Origin of the sequence: Mucisphaera sp. (genome assembly GCF_965279675.1) — a bacterium.
Taxonomy (GTDB): domain Bacteria; phylum Planctomycetota; class Phycisphaerae; order Phycisphaerales; family Phycisphaeraceae; genus Mucisphaera.
Window position 1 is genome coordinate 2,130,781 of the sequence record NZ_CBDIIJ010000002.1, and the last position, 16,520, is coordinate 2,147,300.

Here is a 16,520-nt window from a genome sequence, read left to right on the forward strand (position 1 = left end):
CCGTTAGCCGTTCCTGGCTCTGGCAGCCCTTCGCGTCAGTCGCGCACGCAAACTCACGCTGTTTTCACTATACGCCCCGCCCTGCCCATTGCCTACGTCCGAAGCACGGTTATCGATCGACCTTTTTTTGCAGACGTTGCCCCCAGAATCCCCCCAGAAAAAGCGGTCGCACGCGACAGAGCCCCCCTCAGCCCCGATCCTGTGAATCTGGGGGGCTTGGCAGGTTCGAATCCCCCTCCTCCCCCCCATCAACAGCCCCCGCTCCCCCCTCAGGCTCCGCCCCCAGCCCGCCATCCAGCCGGATCCCCGTCAGACCCGTGTACATCGCGTTGAACTCCTCATCCGAAATCTCTCCCCGCTCATGCAACGCCCGCAGCTCCCGGAGCGTGAACCCGCCCGCAGGACCCCTCGGCCCCGATCTCGGCTTCCGACTCAGATAAACCCGCAGCACCGCCAGCACCACACCCAGCAGCAGAAAACTACCCGCCAGCACCACAAACGCTCGGATCAGATCTGACGAATTCATAACCGCGGCCCGACCTCAAATCAGGTGAGCAGAAAAACAGCAGAGGTCTGCACCGACGGCCGCGGGGCGGAGGGGGGTGGAGCGGGGGGGTAGGGGGGTTACTCGCCCTTGTCCTCAGCCTTCTTCTTGGTCGTCTTCTTCTTCGAGGACTTCTTCTTCGGCTTGTCAGCCGCCTCGTCCTTCGCCTCGACCTCGGTCACCTGAGCCTGCTCGATGATCTTCTCTAGCGTCTTCTGCTCCCGGATCTGCAGGAACAGCTGCTCGATCTCACCCCGCTGCTGCATCTCCGCACGCAGCTTCTCCGGACGTCGACCCTGCTGCATCGCCAGCATCGCGATCCGGCCATTCAGCTCCTGATCGCTCACATCGATGTCCAGGTCCTTCGACGCCTTGTCAATCAGGAAGAACTGCTTCAGCTGATGCTTCGACTCCGCATCCGAAGCCTCACGAAGCTCCGCCAGCCGACCCTGGATCTCCTCCTGCGGGACACCCCGGTAAGCCAGCTCCATCGCCCGACGCTGCAGCAAACGCACCGCCTGACGACCACTGATCTTCTCAGGCAGAGCCATCTCCACCTGCTCATGCAGCTGATCCAGAATCTGCTGGTTCTGCGCCTGCTGCGCCTCAGCCGCAATCCGCTGCTCCGCCGCCTGACGCACCTTCGCACGCAGATCAGCCTCATCCGTCGCCCCCGCCTGCATCATCACCGTCTCAACCGGAGCCGGCTGCATCTGCTCCACACGCTCGATCTTCAGATCAATCGTGATCGGCTTCTCGCGGATCTTCTCATCCTCGTGAGACGCAGGCCCCGTCATCTCGATCCGCTCAGCGTCACCCGTCTTCTTGCCCGCCAGACGCTTGCCCAGATCCTGCACCACGATCCCCGCCACATGCCCCTTATATTCCTGCTTCTCGCCATTGACCATCACATAGGTCCCGGGCAGATGCTGAACCGGCTCGGCGTCCTCCGCAGGACCATGCCCCTCAAACACCTTCGCCTCCACCCACGCAAAGTCGCCCGGCTCAAGCTCCTTACCCGAAGGCACCATCTGACCAAAACGCTGCTGGAGACTCTCGATCTCCTGAGTCACATCCTCATCAGTCACCTCACGCTTCACCTTCTCAACCTTCAGCGAGTCAAACGCCGGCAGCGTGATGTCAGGCGTCACCTCCACCTCAGCCGTGAACGTCAGCGGCCCCGCCTCCGGAATCTCCAAATCCTCAATCCCCGGAACCTCAGGATCACCCAGCACATCCAGCTCGTTGTCAGCAATCGCCTGCTGATAAGCCTGCGCCAGCAACTGATTCTTCACATCCCCCTTGATGTCACTCGCAAACCGACGCTCGATTAGCTTCCGCGGAGCCTTGCCCTTACGGAAACCAGGCAGCACCGCCTCCTCCGTCAACTGATCGAACGATGTCTGAATCCGATCCTTGATCGCCTCCTCAGGGATCTCGATCGTCAGCTTCTTCAGCGCCGGACCCGCGTCTTCACACGTGACCTTCTGCTCGAGGCGGTTCTCAGTGTCGAGCTCTTCAGTCGCGGTCGCAGTCTGCTGTTCGTCGGACATCGTCATCTTCCTTTGAAGGCGGTCAGGGAGCCTCAAACCAGAGGCAGTCGTAAGCACAAGCGGGAATCACCCGCAAAAGTGGCGAGCCACGTAGTATCGCGGAGGGGCCCGCGGCCGTCAAAAGACCCAAGCTACAACCCATCCCTGCCTCTATCTCGGCTCAACAACCCCTCCCCAACACTCTCACGACGCCCCAATCCGCATCCCGTCCGCAATCAGCCGCAACTGAGCCGTTAACAAGGCCAGCCCAGCCGTGTCACACCCCGCCGCCACCGCCTCAGCCAGCGGAGCCTCGAAAATCGCCCCCACCTCCAACGGCCGACCCGCCTCAAAATCCACCAGCATGCTCGGCCGGTAAGGACGCATCCGATCCGTCCGATCCAGCATCTCCTCAATGAACGAACGCTCAATCACCCGCCCGCTCGCCGCATGAGCCGCCGCCGCCACCTCATCCATCAACGATGCCACCGCCCCCCGCATCGCCGGATGACCCATCAGCCGATCCGTCGTCGCCCGCATCACCACCGACAACCCGTTGTAAGGCACATTCCAAACCAGCTTCTGCCACCGAGCCAGCGTCAAGTCCTCCACCAGATTCGCCGTGATCCCCGCCGCCTCAAAATCCGCCGCAATCCCCCTCATCTCTTCATCCACCCCGCCCGCCGACCCATCCGCCCGATACCGCCCCAGCCGGATGTCCCCGTAATCCAGATGATGAATCTCCGCCGGCCCCGTCTTCGTCGAACACAGAAAACAAAGCGCCCCCAGCAGCCGCTCCGCCCCGATCACCGCCGCCGCCTGCGCCTCCACCCCCAGCCCGTTCTGCATCACCACCGCCGTCGTCCCCTCCCGAACCGCAGCCGGCAGCAACTCCCCAAACCGATCATTCGAAGTCGACTTGAAACACACCAGCGCCACATCGCAGTCAGGCAGGTCCGCCGGATCCTCATACACATGCGCCGGCTCAACCCTGAACCTGCCATGCGACGCCGAGTCCACCAGCAACCCCCGCTCCCGCGCCGCCGCCGCATCCGACCGCATCAGAAAATGAACCTCGAAACCCGCCTTCGCCAGGCACCCCCCATAAAACCCGCCCAACGCCCCCGTCCCAAGGACCGCATAACGACGACGCATCTACATCCTCCTAACCTGTTTGGTAGCCAATAACCACGCTTATATCCGGAAGCCAAAAATCTCATCACGCCAGCGGTCTTTTTCCGTCGATCCTCTCTGCCGAAACGTTCGAAACGTTAAGGCTCACGCACGAGCACGAGAGGAATCGATATGAAAACCCTAAAAATCGCCACCTGCGTCGCACTCGCCGCTTCCCTCACCAGCCAGACCCTCCTCGCCGAAACCACCCAGGCCGAACTCGAAGAGCGCGTCACCATCCTCGAGGAAATGCTCGCCGAGAGACAGGCCGCAGACGACAACGCCCCCGACGGCAGCGTCAACCTCCTCACCGGCTACGACAAGGGCTTCTTCATCGCCACCCCCGATGACGACTTCAAACTCAAGCTCAACGGCATGACCCAGCTCCGCTACACCTTCGGGTCACGCGATACCACCACCACCGCCAAGGAAGAAGTCTCCGAGTTCGACCTCCACCGAACCCGACTCGGCGTCTCCGGAAACGTCTACGACCCCAAACTCTTCTTCAAAGTCGAAGGCGACTTCGGACGCAGCGGCGGAACCTTCAAACTCACCGACGCTTACGTCGGCTACAAAGTCAACGACAACGTCAAAGTCCGCGTCGGCCAGTTCAAGGAACAACTCCAACGAGAAACCCTCCTCAGCATCAAGAAGCTCAGCGCCGTCGACAAGTCACTCGTCAACGGCGGCATCTTCCCCGCCAGCCTCGGACGCGTGCAGGGCGCCGACGTCGAATACAAACTCGACGAACACCGCTTCGTCATCACCCTCTCCGAGGGCTACCAAAGCCGCAACACCGGCATTGGCGACGAGAACGCCGACGCCGCCATCGCCGGCCGCTACGAGTTCAAGCCCTTCGGCGACTGGAAGAAACTTGCCGACTTCACCTCCTCGCCCGGCGACCCCAACGGACTGCTCTTCGGCATCGCCGGACACGCCGAGGAAGGCAAGGCCTTCTTCGCCACCACCGACCTAACCATCCAGCTCGACACCGGCACCAACATCTTCATCTCCTTCGACTGGCAGGAGATCGACGACATGGAAGCCCACGGGCTCGTCATCCAACTCGCTCAGTTCATTGCCGAGAAGGTCGAGCCCTTCCTTCGCTACGAGTACGGCGGCTCCGACGCCTCCACCGCCGACCTCAACCTCCTCACCGCCGGTGCCAACTATTACATCAAGGGCCACGACATCAAACTCACCGGCGACGTCGGTATCGCCTTCGACTCCATCGACGGCACCTTCGACAAATCCTCCATCGGCTGGCAACAGGACGAGGCCGGGCAGGACGGCCAGATCGTCGCCCGCATCCAGCTCCAACTCGCTTTCTAAGTTCAACCACCCGGCAACCCCCCACCAAAACCCCCTGCCTGCCCTTCACAATGGGCAAGCAGGGGGTTTTTCCGTCCAATATTTGACCGCCGTCAACCTTGCTTAGAGCCTTTGAGGGATTAGACTTGTGAAACGGATATCAGTCCGCCACTATCAAACCATCCTGGTTGGAGAAGAAAGATGAATCGCTCGACGCACGCCCTCTGTACCGCCGCATGCCTCGCCCTCGCCACCTCCGCCCAGGCCCAGACCAGCGTCGACCTCAACACCTGGACCCAGCAGGGCCCCTCAGGCAACGGCAACTGGCTCGTCGAAAACGCCGGCGACTCGGTCTTCCAGACCATCAACGGCCAGCCCACCTACTTCGTCAGCCCCAACGACTTCTTCAACACCACCATCCAGGGCTCCTTCCTCCGCAACCGCAACCGCCAGGCCGGATTCAACGACAACGACTTCATCGGCTTCGTCTTCGGCTTCAACTCCCCCCCAGGTGAGTTCAACACCGATGCCACCTTCTACCTCCTCGACTGGAAACGCGGAAACCAGTCCGGCACCGAAGAAGGCTTCCGGCTCTCACGCGTCAACGGCACCGACACCCCGCCCTTCGGCAACGCAGAAAACGACAACCTCCCCAACTACGACGTCCTCGCCACCAACACCGGCTCAACCCTCGGCTGGGAAAACAACATCGTCTACGACTTCGAACTCCTCTACACCGCCGACCGCATCAAGATCGATATCACCGGCGGCACCGGCGACTTCGAAAACGGCCTCACCGTCTTCGACCTCTCCAAGGAAGTCATCGGCGTCCCCGCCTTCGAAACCGGACGGTTCGGCTTCTACAACCACTCCCAGCAAGGCGTCGAATACCGCTCCTTCACCCTCACCGAACCCGTCCTCGGAACCACTCCAGGCGACACCGGCACCCTCGAGTTCCTCGCCCGCGTCGGCACCACCGATACCCAGGACATCCTGGTAACCAACGCCGGTGGCCCGGGAACCCTTATCACCGGCAACGCAGGACTACCCGCTGTCGCCGAGTTCGCCGGCCCCGTCGATACCGCCTTCTCCCTCACCGACGGACAGGAACAGGGCTTTAGCTACACCTTCTCACCCGCCGCACGAACCGCAGGCACCCCTGTCACCGACAGCGTCGATATCGCCTCCAACCAAGACGGCACCCACCTCATCAACCTCTCCGGAACCGCCGTCGGCCCCGTCGCCGAGTTCGAATTCGAAAGCGAGCCCCTCCTCGCCGGAGACACCCTCGACTTCGGCTCCATCGTCGCCGACGAAACCACCACCATCGACCTAAACATCCTCAACACATCGACCGACGCCGTCGGCCGCAACCTCGCGCTCAGCAACCTCACGATCCTCGATATCACTATCACCGGCGACGACGCCGACCACTTCGAATTGGTCAACGACCTCATCGGAAACGAGTTATTCAGAGGCAGCAGCCAGGATCTCACCCTCCTCTTCGACCCCGCTCTCATCGTCGGCGATTTCAACGCCACCCTCACCATCTTCACCGACGAAGACGCACCCCTCGCCGGCGACGGCACCACCTTCACCTTCAACCTCGTCGGCAACGCCACCGAAATCCCCGAGCCCGCCCTCAGCGGCCTCCTCGGCCTCGCCCTCCTCGCCCGTCGACGCAAATAACCAAACTCCCAACAAGCAAACACCATCTCCACCACGAGCCCTCGACGGAAGTCGAGGGGCCTCTCCCTCAATAACCCGGTCGCGACGCGGCCGGGCTCTGACGCAAAAAAAACACCCCTCCCCTACGGCTGCCACGCCCTTTCCAGGGGCGTACCGACCACCAACAACCACGGGTGGCTGTGGGCACGTGGTACATCCGCCGAAGGAGGGCCGCATGCCCACAGAACCAGAAACCACGACCGACGAGCCCCCGGCGCAACCCGAAGGCCCCCTCCAAGCCGGGCCGCGACGCGGCCTCGGTCTTCCACCTCTAACCCCCAACCCAACCGCGACGCGGCCGGGCTCTCAGACATAAGACACCCCCGTCACCCCACGCAACCACACCCCTCACGAACCCCAATCCCAGCTACCACAAGAATCCACCATCATCTACAATCCGCCCATGCCCCGCCTCCCCCTCATCCTCCTCCTCCTCACCGCCAACCTCGCCATCGCTCTCCACTGGCACCACCACCCCCAACCCCTCGCCACCCTCGACCCCATCCCCGCCGGCCTCCGCCTCAACCCCAACACCGCCACCCACGCCGACCTCCAGCTCCTCCCAGGCGTCGGCCCCACCCTCGCCACCTACATCACCAACCACCGCCAACAACACGGCCCCTTCACCCACCTCACCCAACTCGACAACGTCCCCAGAATCGGCCCCAAAACCCTCCAAAACCTCACCCCCTGGCTCACCCTGAAAGACGAATAAAAAAACCACCTCACCCCATCACCCGCACCACGAGCCCCGGACGGAAGTCCGGGGTGCCGCCCCAACCACCTTGCCCTGTTCGAGCCGCGGTGTGTCACCGCGGCAGTGCAAAAGGCCACCAACTTGCCAAAGCCTGACCATCGATAACATGAGTCCCACGAACACCACAACGAGAAACACCCATGCCCACGACCCAAAGAAAACAACGCAGAATACTTCTTAGCACGGTCTTAGGGCTATTAGTGTTTCTGCCATTAAGCGCTTACTTCGTCAACAGCTTCCTGATCGCAAGAGCACTCGAAGAAGCAAAACAACGAGCCATCGCATCAGGCGACCCGATTACAGCCGCAGACCTCAACAACCGGCAATTGCTGCCAGACGATCAGAACAGCGCACTCGGATTCGCCGAAGTCTACACATTGCTGGAGAACCAACGAGAGACTCAACCCGAGTTCGAGAAGGCCAATGACGAGTTTCAGATACTCTTGCACGAGCACGATGCAGCCAGGCAACTAGGCCAAACGTATCCAGCGGATGTTTACCAAGAAATACAAACCCACCTCACCAGGAACCAGCAGATCATTCAGGCCGCGCTCGATGTGTCGATTACCGAATCAGGCCGCATGCCGGTTGACTACACCTCGGAGTTTCCGGTCAATGCAGTACTAATGCCCTGGCTCGGACAGGCCAGAGACCTAGCACGCCTGCTCGGCTTACAGGCAATCGCAAATGCCCAGACAAACCAAAGAGAAAAAGCTGTCGACACCTTGATCGCACAGCAGAACCTCGCGCGCAGCCTACGGAACGATCCCAGTCTGCTTAGTCAACTCATTGGCATCAGCATCGATGCAGAAGCAAAGCAAGCCATCGAGGAGGTGCTGGCAACGTTGCCTCTGGATAGCCAGGCTTTATCGAGAATCCGAGAAAACGTGATCGGTGGCGATCCCGTACGCAGAATGACACGAGCAATAACCGCAGAGAGGGTCTTTAGCCTTCAGGCCATCGATATGCATCCGAACACCTGGGACGCTCTCTTAAATGAGCCATTTACGAGAACGGCTTATTTTCTGCTCGGTGGTCACAATAAATCTCGCTTAGACATACACGAGAAATACGAAACACTGAAGGCCATGGACCCTATGAACTTTCATCAGGTAATCGAAAGCTCTTCAAAGCACCTGAGTATCGGGCCCAGTGCTGTCGCAGAAATGCTCGACAGCTCATACGTCGGAGCCATGAAGATTGCCGTTGCCATCCACCATTCCTACACCATCACCGACACAGCCCTCGCGATCCATCTCTACATCAATGACAACGGGTCACTGCCGAAATCACTGGAATCGCTAGTGCCGGATTACCTCCCAGAGATCCCGCCGGATCACCTCAACCCCGGCAGCAATCTCCTGATGGAAACCACCGACAGCGGCCTCCGACTTCACTCAGCGGGTAACCCCGAGATCTATACCAGTGAAGATCAGTCCCCCATCGAGTTCCACATCATCTACCCCCGCTAACGACTCACCCCGCCACCTTCAAAACCCCACGCCTTCTCAGCCGCGTCGGCACCACCGCCCGCGTCATCACCCGGTTCGCCGGCTCGCTCTCGACCTCCCCATAGGTTGCCGGGTCGTCCTCCAGCATCGCCCCGATATGCGCCCGCCCCACGAAACAGGTGCCCTCCGGCACCATCAGGCTCCGCGCCCGAACCACGCCTCGACAATCCCCCTCTTCCGCCAGAATGGCTTCCCCAAACACCGTCGCGTCGCCGTCGTAACGGCCCGCGATACTTAGCATCCCGCACACGACCCGCCCAATCATCCCGCTCCCCGGCTCGACCCGCACATGCCCCATCGTCGACACGTCACGATGCGTGTCACGACGAATCAGCACGTCGTCGAACGTGAAGTGGCGGGTGCACGTCGGGCACGTCGCCGAGATCGCACGACCCGACACCTCGAACCCACGCCCACACGTCGGGCAGCTCACCCATCGACGCGAGCGCGGCTCGGGCTGCCGGGTCGTCGATCGACCCAGGGCCGGCTTGATCGGCATGACTTACGCCGCCTGGGCGTCGCCCGCCGCTTCTTGCTGCTGCTGTTGCTGACGACGACGCTCGAGCAACGTCGCCACCGCCGAAGGCATCGTCCGCACGCCACCCTCGTCACCGCCCGACTCACGCATCGAAGCACGCGGAGCCGACGCCGGCTGCTTTCGACCATTCATAAACGCCTCGGCCGATTCCATCGCCGTCGGGCTCACGCAGAGATCGCCATCGAAGATCGCGCCCTCTTCCACCTGAAGCTGCGGCGCGAAAATCCGGCCCTTCACACGGCAACCCGGCAGCAGGTGCACGGCGTGCTCAGCCACGATCACCGCTTCGACCTCTCCGGCCATCAGCACGGTCCCCGCCACCACGGTCCCGCGAACCCGTGCGCTCTCACCAACCTCGATCGAGCGAGTCACCCGCAACTCGCCCTCGAACTGACCGAGGAGGGTCGCGTCGTTATCAATCGTCAGGTCGCCGGCGATATGACAGTCGGCTCCAAGCACGGTACGGCTCTGGTTCTGGGCATCAGAAGGCATCAGATCACACTCCAAAAGGACAAACGATCCGGAGCGCCACGGCTCCGGCGACTCCCCACGTATCGGACACCCCCCAACCCGCACACCCCTCACAAACCCACCCCCACTTCTCGGACCTTCGCGTTGTCAGGCGCACAATCCGACCCAGAACCCCGCGCACACCACAACCCTCTATCCTGTGCGCATGGACCCGCGCACCCGACGCACGCTCCGACAGCATCTGCACACCGATGCCCTCCTCGGCGTCGACGCCGTGCCGATCGCGATCACGGGTGATCCCGCAGACCCCACACCCGAATCGCCCCTTGAGCGGCCAAAATCACCGGTCCAAAATGCGCCCAAACGGCCTCAAACCGAGTCAAAACAGCCGAATCTGCTCGAAAACGAGCCCGCAACCCTGCTTAAAGAACAGGCAGTCAAACCCCTGAAAACCGACGCCAAGCTACGTATTCTCAACGACTTAAGTGCCAAAGTCGCCGGCTGCACAGATTGTGGGCTCGCCGCCGGCCGGACCCAGACCGTCTTCGGCGAAGGCAACCCCGACGCCGAGATCATGTTCATCGGCGAGGGCCCCGGCCAGAACGAAGATGAGCAGGGGCGCCCGTTCGTCGGCCGGGCAGGGGGGTTGCTCGATAAACAAATTGCTGCCATGGGCTTAGAGCGATCCGACGTCTACATCGCCAACGTCGTTAAATGCCGCCCGCCCGGCAACCGCAACCCCGCCGCCGATGAGGTTGCCGCTTGTTCCAAGTATCTTCAGGAACAGATCTTAACGATCCAGCCCAAGGTCATCATCACCCTTGGCGGGCCCGCCGCCAAGCTCGTGCTGGAGACCTCCGAGGGCATCACCCGGCTCCGCGGGACCTGGCACGAATACCGGGGCGTCAACCCGCCCGTCCCGGTGATGCCGACTTTCCACCCGGCGTATCTCCTGCGTGCATATACAGTCGAGAACCGCAAGCTCGTCTGGAGCGACCTCCTCGCCGCCCTCGAACGCGTCGGACGGACCCCGCCGACGTCCAAGAAATAGCGTTACTCAATGCCCCGTGCGCGGAGGGAGCGTTCGAGCCAACTCACGGTCTCGTTGTGGTTGCTGAGCCGACTGTGAACGAAGACTCGGGTCGGCCAGGGGCGATCGGGGAGAGTTTCGTGCTCGTCGCCAAGTAACTTGTAATCAAGCTCTTGCGCTTGCATCGCCGTGATCATGCCGACGTTCGCAGCGGCTAAGTGGTTGGTGAAGATGCTGAAGAGACGGTGCTCTTCGGGGTCTTCTGCGGCCCAGTCGATGAAGGTGTCCCACTCGCCGTAGCTGGCGTCGAGGAGGTGGACTTCATCGATGTGCTCACGCACTCCGCCAAAGGCGAGGCATCGTCCGATCGCCCGAAATGCTCCCGAGTGGCCCGAGAGCACGACCTTTCCAAGTGCAGGTGCAGCCTGATCTTGTGTGCTGATTGATTGGCGGACCTCATCCAGCAGATCGCGCAGCCCATTTTGATCTGCGAGTTTGCCGCAGCCGGAATCAGGGGCGTTGTAGGGGCCCTGAGGGAAGACGAGCACGAGCGGTCGGCCGCTTGCTTCGAGCTGTTCGCGGATCCTGAATTCATCGACGGCTTTTCGGACGTGGTTCCGATGGCCGTGGAAGTAGACCAGCACATCAATCGTGTCGCTGATGGAGACGCTCGCGGGGATGTAGATGAGGACGGTGTTGTCCTCGTAGTGGTCTTCGGCTGGATAGAGGATGTTGTTGCGGGTGTAGCCGGCTTGGCGGCTGGCGTGGGGATAGGGGGCCGAATCGAGGTTCAGCCAGAGGGTTCTGCCGGGCAGCGGCAGGGGTGCTTCAGCGGGTGTGTTGGCGTGTGTTGCCGATAACCCGGTGATCAGGCATAGCCATACGCTTAACAGGTGTAATTGACTGATTGGCATGGTTTTACACTCTCATATCGATTGTTGAGTGGAAGGTTGGGGGAGCGGTTCAAGCCGGGGTTTTGCGCGACCCGATCTATAGAGGTACGGCTCGTTGCGCCGCGAGAGGTATGCCATGGGACAGATCACATCCAGCGTTGGCCTGATCAGCGGGATCGATACGGGCAGTCTGATCGATCAGCTGATCGATATCCAGACGGGCCCGCGGCGTCAGCTGGAGCAGCGGAACGCGGTGTTGCAGGCGCAGCAGGTGGCGTTTCAGGATATCAACGCGCGGTTGCTGAACTTCAAGCTCAATGCGTCGTCGCTGTCGCGGTCGACGATCTTCCGGAACACGACGGGGAGTTCGAGCAACGAGAGTGTGGCGACGGTATCGACGACGGCGGGGGCGGCACAGGGGTCGTACAGCTTCACGGTGTCGCGGCTGGTTCGGTCGCAGCAGACGATCACAGAGGGCTTTCGGGATGCGGATCAGACGCCTTTGCAGGGCGGCACGATCAGTTTCGATCGGGCGGAGTCGCGGCTGACGACCTCGACGCGGCTGAGTGTGCTTAATGGCGGGGAGGGTGTGCAGCGAGGGACGTTGACGCTGACGGACCGGGCGGGTCGGACGGCGGATATCGATCTGAGCACGGCGGTGCAGCTGGAGGATGTGGTTGAGGCCATCAACAGCACGACGAGTATCGGGGTGCGGGCATCGATCGAGGGGGACGGGCTGACGCTAACAGATATCTCGGGTGGGGCGGGCACGCTGTCGGCGCTGGAGTCGGATACGGCGGCGAGTCTGGGGTTGTCGACGGCTGGGGGTGTGGATGACAGCACGGTGGGGGTGCTGGTGTCGTCGCGGCTGAATGAGCTTGGGGGTGGGACGTCGCTGAGCGACATCAACGATGGCAACGGCGTGCGTGTGAGCAACGGCGGGCCGGACCTGGTGATCACGGCGCGGGATGGCTCGTCGTTCAACGTCGTGCTGGAAGAGGCGCAGACGCTTGACGATGTGATTGACGCGATCAACAGCGCGTCTGGCGGCAGTGTGACGGCTCGGATCTCGAACGGCGGGGTGCGGGATGGGTCGAGCCTGACGCTTGAGGACAACACCGGTGGGGGCGGGAATCTGACGATTGCGAATGGTTCGGGCAGTCAAGCGGCGACCGATCTCGGTTTGGTGGCGGATGTCGCGAGCGATGAATTGGTTGGGGGGCGGATCTTGGCGGAGTTGGGGTCGAAGCTGGTGAAGAACCTGCGTGGCGGGCAGGGGCTGTCGGTCGGTGACACGCTCGAGGTGACGAATTCGCTGGGCAGCACGGCGTCGTTCAGTCTGGCGGGTGCGGAGTCGATCACCGATCTGGTGGAGCAGTTCAACGCGGGTGCGGCGGGCATCGGGGTGGTGGCGTCGATCAACAACACGGGCAACGGGATCAGCCTGCGGGATCATTCGGGCGGGTCGGGCAGCCTGACGGTGGCGACGATTGATGGGGGGACTTTGTCGGAAGAGTTGGGGATCGATGGGTCGTTCAGCACGGGTCGGACCGACGGCACGAATCTGCAGCTTCGTTATCTGTCGGAGGCGACGCGTCTGGACAAGCTGGGGATCACGCGGGGTCAGTTCACGATCACGGATGCGTTGGGGGACTCGGCGGTGGTGGACCTGACGCAGGGGAACGAGGAGACGCTGGCCGATGTGATTGGCGAGATCAACTCGAAGGGGTTGAACATCAACGCGCGGATCAACGACACGGGGGACGGGATTCTGCTGGAGGACACGACGCCTGACGGCACGGCGGCGATCCAGGCGATCACGGTGGAGGAGCGAGGTTCGAGCACGGCGGGCGATCTGGGGATTCTCGGATCGGCGGCTGATCCGGGTGCGGATCTCGACGGCTCGTTCGAGACGCGGATCAGTTTTTCGAGTGAGTCGCTGACTCTTGGTACGGATGTGTCGACGCTGAATGACGGCGAGGGGCTGGGCAGTGTGGCGGGTCAGAATGATCTGCGGATCACGCTGAAGGACGGGACGGAGATCGAGCTGGATTATTCGGATGTGGACGCGTCGTTTGATGGCGATGCGAGCACGACGAGTCTGCGGGACGTGATCGAGTTCATTGAGGCGGGTGTGGAGGCGGTGACGGGGAATCGTGACGTGACGATCGCGATCAACGACGCGGAGACGGGGCTGGTGGTGACCGATGGGACCGGCGGTCTGGGGGCGTTTCGGATTGAGGGGATCAACGATTCGACGCTGGCCGAGGACCTGGGGATTGAAGGTTCGACCGATCCGGCGCTGAACGAGATCAACGGTGAGACGATTGTCGATGTGACGACGCTTCAGGACCTGTCAACGCGGATCAATGACGCGGGGGCTCCGGCGATCGCGACGATTATCAATGACGGGAATCCGAACGGGGGTTTCCGTTTGAATATGACGGCGCGTGGTCCTGGTGAGGCTGGGGCGTTTGTGTTTGATGATGGCGGGCTGGGGTTCAATGCTCGGACGCTGACCGAGGCGCAGGACGCGGCGGTGTTTCTGGGGGACTCGAAGGATTTGTTGATCACGTCGAGCACGAACTCGCTTGATTCGCTGATTCCCGGGGCGTCGATCAGCCTGACGGGTGTGAGTGACAACCCCGTGACGATCAGCATCAACGAGGACCTGGGTCAGGTGACGACGACGATCGAGTCGTTCGTGACGAGTTTCAACGATGTGATTTCGACGATTGATCAGTACGACGCGTTTGATGCGGAGACGGAGACGCGCGGGCTGCTGCTGGGTGACAGCACGGTGGCGCAGATACGGAGTCGGCTATTCAACTCGGTGACTTCGGCGAGCAGTGAACTGAGCGGGACGTTTCGGACGTTGTCTCAGGTTGGGATTCGGATCGAGGCGGGGGGCGTGCTGGGGTTTGACGCGGAGCGTTTCAACGAGGCACTGGAGCGGGATCGGCAGGGGGTGATCAACCTGTTCACGCAGCGTCGGACGGAGACGGTCGAGGGCGAGTTCGGTGCGGAGGACGAGACGAATGTGATCGCGGTGGGGATCATGGCGGAGGTGGATGATCTGCTGGCGAACCTGACGGATTCGTTCGACGGGACGATCAAGCGGCGGGACGACCTGTTCAATGAGCAGGTGGAGAACAACAACGATCGGATTGCTCAGCTCAATGAGAATCTGGATCGTGAGCGGGCGAAGCTGGAGGCGGAGTTCATCGCGATGGAGCGGGCGTTAGCGCAGCTGCAGGGTCAGAGTTCGGCCCTGGCTCAGATCCAGCAAATTGCACCGCTTAGCTTCGGGAACTGATGATGGGTGAAGCGTTATCGGTCCTGAGCGAGTCGGTGTCTGGTGTGAGCGGGCAGATGCCCCCGATAGGTGTGAGGTCGGAATTGTTGTTTTTGACCTTGGGGAGCGTTTAAGTGATGCAGCAGGCCCAGCCCAGTACCAACCCGTACCTTCGGACGAAGGTGATGACCGCGAGCAAGGACGAGCTTCGTCTGATGCTTTACGACGGTTGTGTGCGTTTTTGTCATCAGGCGAAGGCTGGCATCGAGGCGAAGAACTTCGAGCAGAGCTACGAAAATCTGGTGAAGGCGCAGAAGATCGTGCTGGAGTTGTCGACGAGTCTGAATCGTGAGGCGGCTCCGGACATCTGCGACAAGCTGACGGCGCTCTACAACTACGTGTTCAAGCTGCTGGTGGATGCGAGCATGAACCGTGACGCGGCAAAGATTGATGAGGCGGTTCGTCTGGTGACCTACGAGCGCGAGACGTGGCAGCTGCTGATCGAGAAGAACGCGGGGTTGGATGGGGATGGCCCGGCGAGCGACCAGGCTCAGCAGACGATGCTGAGTGGGCTTTCGAAGAGTGCGTGAGGGTGGGGGCTCACATTGATCTTCGATCTTTGTGGCTTCGCAACACAACGAAAAATCAGGGCGTGAAAGCGTCTGGTTCTGTGGACACGCGGTCCTCCTTCGGCGGATGTACCACGTGCCCACAGCCACCCACAATTATTGGTAGGGGTTAGAGGCCGACGGCATGTCGGGCTTTGTCGAGGACTTTGCGGGCTTCGGCGCGGGCTTTTTTGGCGCCGTCGGTGAGGATGGCTTCGACCTGGCCGGGGTCTTTCATGAGTTCGGCGCGTCTTTGTCGTGCGGGGGCGAAGGTTTCGAGGATGAGCTCGAAGAGTTCCTGTTTGGCGTGGCCGTAGCCGAGGCCGCCGGCGCGGTAGCGGTTGGCGAGGTCGGTGGTGGCGGGGTGGTTTTCGCCGGCGATGGCCTGGAAGATCTGGAAGGTGGTGTCGGTTTCGGGGTCTTTGGGTTCTTCGAGGGTTTTGGTGTCGGAGACGATCTTCATGATGCGTTTGCGGAGCGGCTTCTCGTCCATGAAGGGGTCGATGGTGTTGTCGTAGCTCTTGCTCATCTTCTGACCGTCGACGCCTGGGAGGAGGGCGGCGTCGGCACGGACGCGGTAGTCGGGGAGTCGGAAGACGGTCTGGTCGTCGGGAGTGAAGTGGTGGTTGAACTTTTGGGCGAGGTCGCGGGTGATCTCGCAGTGCTGGACCTGGTCTTTGCCGACGGGGACGAGGTCGGGGTCGACGGAGAGGATGTCGGCGGCCTGGAGGACGGGATAGGTGTAGAGGCCGATGGAGGCGGAGAGGCCTTTGGCGGTTTTGTCCTTGAAGCTGGTGGCCTTGTCCATCATGTGTTTGGGGCAGACGCAGGCGAGCAGCCAGGCGAGCTCGGTGACTTCGGGGACATCCTGTTGGCGGTAGAGGTTGACGTGGGGGGAGCTGGGGTCGAGTCCGAAGGCGATGTAATCGATGGCGACCTGGCGGATGTTGTCGCGGAGGGCCTGGGGGTCGCGGACGGAGGTGAGGGCGTGGTAGGAGGCGATGAAGATGAACATCTCGTGGTCGGCCTGGAGCTCGACGAACTGCTTGATGGCTCCGGCGTAGTTGCCGAGGTGGAGCTGACCCGAGGGTTGGATGCCTGAGAGAACGCGTTTCATGGGATGGGGAGT

At 61.6% G+C, this 16,520-nt stretch carries 14 protein-coding genes; 7 read left to right on the plus strand and 7 right to left on the minus strand.

Annotation, left to right across the window (positions count from 1 at the left end):
* Positions 1 to 187: 187 nt before the first annotated feature.
* The 3 genes from ACQZAB_RS09220 to ACQZAB_RS09230 all read right to left on the minus strand — a co-directional run bounded on the left by ACQZAB_RS09220 (position 188) and on the right by ACQZAB_RS09230 (position 3,231).
* Positions 188 to 526, minus strand: a complete 339-nt coding sequence (locus tag ACQZAB_RS09220) for an SHOCT domain-containing protein (RefSeq protein WP_428389153.1) — start codon at positions 524 to 526, stop codon at positions 188 to 190.
* Positions 527 to 624: 98 nt separating this feature from the next.
* A complete protein-coding gene (tig, locus tag ACQZAB_RS09225; RefSeq protein WP_428389155.1) occupies positions 625 to 2,097 on the minus strand; it encodes a trigger factor in 1,473 nt (490 codons plus the stop codon).
* 183 nt (positions 2,098 to 2,280) lie between these two features.
* Positions 2,281 to 3,231 carry a putative 2-dehydropantoate 2-reductase gene (locus ACQZAB_RS09230; RefSeq protein ID WP_428389157.1) on the minus strand — a complete coding sequence of 317 codons (951 nt, stop codon included), beginning with the start codon at positions 3,229 to 3,231 and terminating at the stop codon, positions 2,281 to 2,283.
* 150 nt (positions 3,232 to 3,381) lie between these two features.
* Here ACQZAB_RS09230 and ACQZAB_RS09235 point away from each other — a divergent pair, with 150 nt between their 5' ends.
* The 4 genes from ACQZAB_RS09235 to ACQZAB_RS09250 all read left to right on the plus strand — a co-directional run bounded on the left by ACQZAB_RS09235 (position 3,382) and on the right by ACQZAB_RS09250 (position 8,517).
* The gene (locus ACQZAB_RS09235) at positions 3,382 to 4,581 is read left to right on the plus strand and encodes a porin (protein WP_428389159.1); all 1,200 of its coding nucleotides are present in this window, start codon (positions 3,382 to 3,384) and stop codon (positions 4,579 to 4,581) included.
* Between the two features lie 180 nt (positions 4,582 to 4,761).
* Positions 4,762 to 6,249, plus strand: coding sequence for a hypothetical protein (locus tag ACQZAB_RS09240; protein WP_428389161.1), 1,488 nt, complete (start codon positions 4,762 to 4,764; stop codon positions 6,247 to 6,249).
* Between the two features lie 442 nt (positions 6,250 to 6,691).
* Positions 6,692 to 7,003, plus strand: coding sequence for a ComEA family DNA-binding protein (locus tag ACQZAB_RS09245; protein ID WP_428389163.1), 312 nt, complete (start codon positions 6,692 to 6,694; stop codon positions 7,001 to 7,003).
* A 182-nt stretch (positions 7,004 to 7,185) separates the two neighbouring features.
* Positions 7,186 to 8,517: a hypothetical protein gene (locus ACQZAB_RS09250; RefSeq protein ID WP_428389165.1), complete on the plus strand. Its 1,332-nt coding sequence runs from the start codon at positions 7,186 to 7,188 to the stop codon at positions 8,515 to 8,517.
* Between the two features lie 4 nt (positions 8,518 to 8,521).
* Here ACQZAB_RS09250 and ACQZAB_RS09255 read toward each other — a convergent pair whose 3' ends face one another.
* Positions 8,522 to 9,055, minus strand: coding sequence for a polymer-forming cytoskeletal protein (locus ACQZAB_RS09255; RefSeq protein ID WP_428389167.1), 534 nt, complete (start codon positions 9,053 to 9,055; stop codon positions 8,522 to 8,524).
* Positions 9,056 to 9,058: 3 nt separating this feature from the next.
* The gene (locus ACQZAB_RS09260; RefSeq protein WP_428389169.1) at positions 9,059 to 9,586 is read right to left on the minus strand and encodes a bactofilin family protein; all 528 of its coding nucleotides are present in this window, start codon (positions 9,584 to 9,586) and stop codon (positions 9,059 to 9,061) included.
* A 184-nt stretch (positions 9,587 to 9,770) separates the two neighbouring features.
* Here ACQZAB_RS09260 and ACQZAB_RS09265 point away from each other — a divergent pair, with 184 nt between their 5' ends.
* The gene (locus ACQZAB_RS09265; RefSeq protein WP_428389171.1) at positions 9,771 to 10,616 is read left to right on the plus strand and encodes a uracil-DNA glycosylase; all 846 of its coding nucleotides are present in this window, start codon (positions 9,771 to 9,773) and stop codon (positions 10,614 to 10,616) included.
* A gap of 2 nt (positions 10,617 to 10,618) precedes the next feature.
* On the opposite strand, the gene ACQZAB_RS09270 is transcribed toward ACQZAB_RS09265, so the two are convergent.
* The gene (locus ACQZAB_RS09270; RefSeq protein WP_428389172.1) at positions 10,619 to 11,509 is read right to left on the minus strand and encodes a hypothetical protein; all 891 of its coding nucleotides are present in this window, start codon (positions 11,507 to 11,509) and stop codon (positions 10,619 to 10,621) included.
* A 115-nt stretch (positions 11,510 to 11,624) separates the two neighbouring features.
* On the opposite strand from ACQZAB_RS09270, the gene fliD reads away from it, so the two are divergent.
* Entirely contained in the window at positions 11,625 to 14,804 is a 3,180-nt protein-coding gene (fliD, locus tag ACQZAB_RS09275; protein WP_428389174.1) for a flagellar filament capping protein FliD, read from the plus strand.
* A 116-nt stretch (positions 14,805 to 14,920) separates the two neighbouring features.
* Positions 14,921 to 15,373, plus strand: a complete 453-nt coding sequence (gene fliS / locus ACQZAB_RS09280) for a flagellar export chaperone FliS (protein ID WP_428389176.1) — start codon at positions 14,921 to 14,923, stop codon at positions 15,371 to 15,373.
* Positions 15,374 to 15,521: 148 nt separating this feature from the next.
* On the opposite strand, the gene trpS is transcribed toward fliS, so the two are convergent.
* Complete coding sequence (gene trpS / locus ACQZAB_RS09285; protein ID WP_428389178.1) at positions 15,522 to 16,508, minus strand: tryptophan--tRNA ligase; 987 nt, start codon at positions 16,506 to 16,508, stop codon at positions 15,522 to 15,524.
* Between the last annotated feature and the right edge of the window lie 12 nt (positions 16,509 to 16,520).